This window comes from Mesorhizobium sp. M1E.F.Ca.ET.063.01.1.1 (assembly GCF_003998155.1).
Lineage (GTDB): Bacteria > Pseudomonadota > Alphaproteobacteria > Rhizobiales > Rhizobiaceae > Mesorhizobium.
The window spans coordinates 1-3,891 of sequence record NZ_RZSC01000574.1; the positions used below are offsets into that span (position 1 = coordinate 1).

4 protein-coding genes are annotated in these 3,891 nt (G+C 61.8%); 2 read left to right on the forward strand and 2 right to left on the reverse strand.

Going from position 1 to position 3,891, the window contains the following annotated elements:
- The coding region (locus EOA29_RS28280; protein ID WP_127221907.1) for an NUDIX domain-containing protein at nt 1–474 on the forward strand (474 nt) is incomplete at its 5' end.
- Between the two features lie 21 nt (nt 475–495).
- Here EOA29_RS28280 and EOA29_RS28285 read toward each other — a convergent pair.
- Nucleotides 496–2,313: a hypothetical protein gene (locus EOA29_RS28285; RefSeq protein ID WP_126093528.1), complete on the reverse strand. Its 1,818-nt coding sequence runs from the start codon at nt 2,311–2,313 to the stop codon at nt 496–498.
- A gap of 365 nt (nt 2,314–2,678) precedes the next feature.
- Complete coding sequence (locus tag EOA29_RS28290; RefSeq protein WP_126093529.1) at nt 2,679–2,987, reverse strand: hypothetical protein; 309 nt, start codon at nt 2,985–2,987, stop codon at nt 2,679–2,681.
- Between the two features lie 313 nt (nt 2,988–3,300).
- Here EOA29_RS28290 and EOA29_RS28295 point away from each other — a divergent pair, with 313 nt between their 5' ends.
- Nucleotides 3,301–3,576 (forward strand): hypothetical protein, encoded by a 276-nt coding sequence (locus EOA29_RS28295; protein ID WP_126093530.1) that lies wholly within the window; start codon nt 3,301–3,303, stop codon nt 3,574–3,576.
- Nucleotides 3,577–3,891: the final 315 nt, after the last annotated feature.

Below are 3,891 nucleotides of genomic sequence, written 5' to 3' on the forward strand. Positions count from 1 at the left end.
ACGCAGACGCGCCAGACCTACGACCGGGGCGACGGCGCGGTCATCCTGCCCTTCGACCCGGAGCGCTCCACGGTGCTCCTGGTGCGGCAGTTCCGCTATCCGGCCTATGCCACCGGCCATCGCGAGCCGCTCATCGAGGCCTGCGCCGGATTGCTCGATGAAAACGATCCGGAAACCTGCATCCGCAAGGAAGCGGAGGAGGAACTCGGCTATCGGCTGAAGAACGTGCAGCGGCTGTTCGCGCCCTATATGAGCCCCGGCAGCGTGACGGAAAGGCTCTGGTTCTTCGTTGCGCGCTATTCGCCGGCCGACCGCATCTCCGATGGCGGCGGGGCGCCGGAGGAGGGCGAGGACATCGAGGTTCTGGAGATGCCGCTCGACGAGGCGCTGGCCGGCATAGCCGACGGCCGCATCGTCGACGCCAAGACCATCATCCTGATCCAGCATTTGAAGTTGAACCCGATCGCGCCCTGACGGACGTCACGGCGCCAAGGCTCATTGGCCCGCGACAGGACACTGGCCGGAAGGGCCGCCTGCCGCCGAATATCGATAGATGCGCAGCGGCCCGGCAACGGGGCACTCCGTCAGCCAGTCCGGAGGCTTTCCCGTCGCCAAGCGGCTGGCCAGCGGGAATTGGGCTTCGATCGACTTTAGCGTTGTCTCCTCCACGCGGCAGACCGCCACATGGGTGGCCTTCGTTTCATCGAGCAGTCGCGCCGGGTCCGGCGTAGCCGGATCGAAAAATCGCAGGATGCGCTCAATGCCCTTGGCCGCCGTGTGAAAGGGAACGGCCACGACATCGAGGGCGACCGGCGACCCCAACGCGGCGACCCCGATATTGGGAGGCGCAAACAGCCGTGCGCCTTGCGGCCAGACGAAATGAGGACCGGCATCGGCTTTCTCGCAAGCATCGGCGATGTCGATGCCGATTGGTTTTGTCAGCTGGGGAGGCCAGACCAGATGGCCCGCAAAAAGGGCAGCGATAATCGCCACTCCAGGAGCGGCAAGAAGCGAAACGCCGGGCAACCCGTTGTCCGACCTTATGCCGAAATAGCGCCTTAGCGGCAGCCAGACAGGAAGGCCCTGGTGGATAAGCAGGGCTGTCCCAGGACCGACGAAAAGCGGGAAGAAACGGAGATATCGCAGATAGAGCAGTCCTAACAGGAGGCCGACTGTCGAGAAGACCGCAAGAACCACCCAGGTTCGCTTTCTTGTCGTGCCGGAGATGGCCAGGATGCATGTCGCAGCAGTGCCCAGAATGGCGAGGAAGAAACGGGTGAAACGGTCGGAGCTTATAAAGTCCGCGCTGTAGAAGATGCTGCGTTCCTGGTCGATGCGCAAAAGCCAATTGCCGCGCACGTAGTCGCTCACGCCGACAAGCGGTCCACCTGCGCACTGGGGAAAGAAGAACACAAGCAGCGCGGCGCTCGCACAGGCGGCGACCAAAAGACAGGCGGCCCTTATCCGCCAGCTTCCGGCCGTTCCCGCGGTGGAGATGCCCGCAAGCGTAACACCGGTGACTGCAAGCGCGGTGAGGTGCAGAAGCGAATAGCGGTCGCAAGCGGCACTTGTATAAGTCCGAGGCCCTACGACCACAAAGAACATTGCAATCCCGGCAGCCGCCAGTGCGAGACCGTAAGCCCTGAGATCTTTCCCTGCGTCGCTCTCACCGGCGATGAACGCCAAGGCGTAGAAGCCGGCCGGCAGAACAAGGAACGGCGCCATTTCGGCGCTGATCGCAGTGGATAGAGCCATCAAGGCACCGTTCAGCACGGCGGCAACCCGTCCGCCACGGATCGTCAGCAGCGCCGTGCCGAGGAGGATAAGCATCTGCAGATTGTGGTAGTCGATACGCCAGGGTTGAAATTCGGAAAATGACGGCAGTCCGGCAAACGCAGCGACAGCCAGCACCGCGCCGGGGTGTTCGAACTCGAATTCCCTGATCAGCAGGAAAAGCAAGGTCACTGCGACCAGCAGCAGCAGCAACGGCACGGTGAATACCGCGACTGCGACCGCAGCCTCCATCCCGACAAAGGGCGCAATCGCAGCGGCCATCAGCGCATAGGGCGCGTCGACGATCCACGGCCAGTGCGAAACCATGGGTTCGGGCTGGGCGATGCCCGTCAGCGTCCTGTCGAACGGATTGCCCGTTTGCAGCAGATGCCTGATTTCATGCAGCTTCATCAGGTCGTCGACGTCGCCGTTGGGCATTTTGCCTTGCAACAGCAGCAGGCTCAGAACAGCGCTGAGCGCCAGCCAGACGATCGCGACCGAGGCAGGGGTGCGGCGGTAGATCGCCCCGATTGTCGACATCCCGAGCCCTTCCCATGCGCGTCAGCCATTGATGCACGGAAAAGCTTTCGATCGGGTAACCTTGCCTTCTCAGCAGTCGTTGCCGGTGCCTCAGCGGTGCTGCATCGAGCCGCCAACACTCCTCCTTCGCCAAGGCTTCGGATGAATCTTAGATCGAAATGGAATCGCTGTGAATCCCATCATCTGGTGCGAAGACTCCAGTTCTTAGCGACTGCTGAAAGAAAGACTCGCCGGGCGAGGCCCCGCCACCTCAAGCCCGGCGAGATTAGGTATCCTGGCCCCCCGACCAGGGCCGGTGGAGGAGGTACCGGCAATATCTTCAATGCAAGACAGGTGCCAGCATTCTGGTCCCGAAACGAGACAGCTCATCTAGGCTTGTCCACCAAAGGCGCCTTCCTGGTCGGCGGCTTATAGGCTGTCACCAGCCTGAGCGTGTCGATGTTCACCGTTACCGGCACACCGAGATTGACCGTCACCCACTCGCCATCGATATGTGTGACATCGCCGATCAACTCGACCGGCTGGCCCTTCTTCACCTTGGACGTGCGGTCGACGATCGAGTGCGGGAAGCCGTAGGACGGGATCGAGACGCTGATGCGGTCTTCAGTGACCCGCCGTCGCACGGTCGCGGTGATGGCGACCTCGTCGCCGATGCTAATAGAGCCCTTCGCCATGCAACGAGTCTGGCGCTGGCTTCCACCTCGTCAAGAGGATGCTAATATTCGGCAGAAGACGGGCCGATAACCCGCCGCTGGGTGTGCCCCCACACCCGCGCGGCGGGCTAAGGTGACCGGCGCCTTCTCGTGGGGGAGAATTGCCTGAGCCCGGTGCCGGCCTGGCGAACTGATTGGTCCGCCGCACATGCAAGATAGCTAATCTCTACCTCAAAAGGACATGGCGTGATCGCGTAACCTCTTGGCAACCTGTCGGCGATGAGGAATATAATCCTCCCGGTGCGGCGACCTCATTTCGGAGATCGTCACGACAATGAAATTCCCCTTCGTCGAAGGCACGCTTGGCAAGAAGCCGGAAGCCGGCACAGGCCTTTCGGTCGACTGCCTCACTTGCCGGCGCCATGCGATCCTTGACGTTGCAGAACTGGTGCGCCGGCTCGGGCCGGATCACGGAGCGATGCATTGGGATCTGATTAAGGTGCTCTATTGCCACGAATGCCGCGCCGCCGGCTGCGATGATCGGAATTTGCATTTCACCAACCATGCAATGACGCCGGATAAGCGTAAGGGCTGGATGCCTTGTCCTTGAAGCCGGAAGCGGCCCGGCAAGGCTAGCGCCGGGCACCGGCTAACGAAACACCAGCGTCGCTAATCCCCGCGCGGGGGTCTGGCTCTTGGTGGCAAGCTTTCACACGGATTTGCAGCCAATCTGGCGATTCGCCGATCTCTTAGCCACAGAGAGTTCTTGCTTTCCAGTATCTCATGGCGATCGTCATCAGCGGCCGCTCGGCCTCGCATCGAGGCGATCGCATAGTCGGCTCTGTTCGTTCGAAAGTCTTCTTTTTGGACAGACATCGCTTTCCTCCCGGTCCGCGGCGTTTCCCTCCTTTAGCCTGGGCGGAGA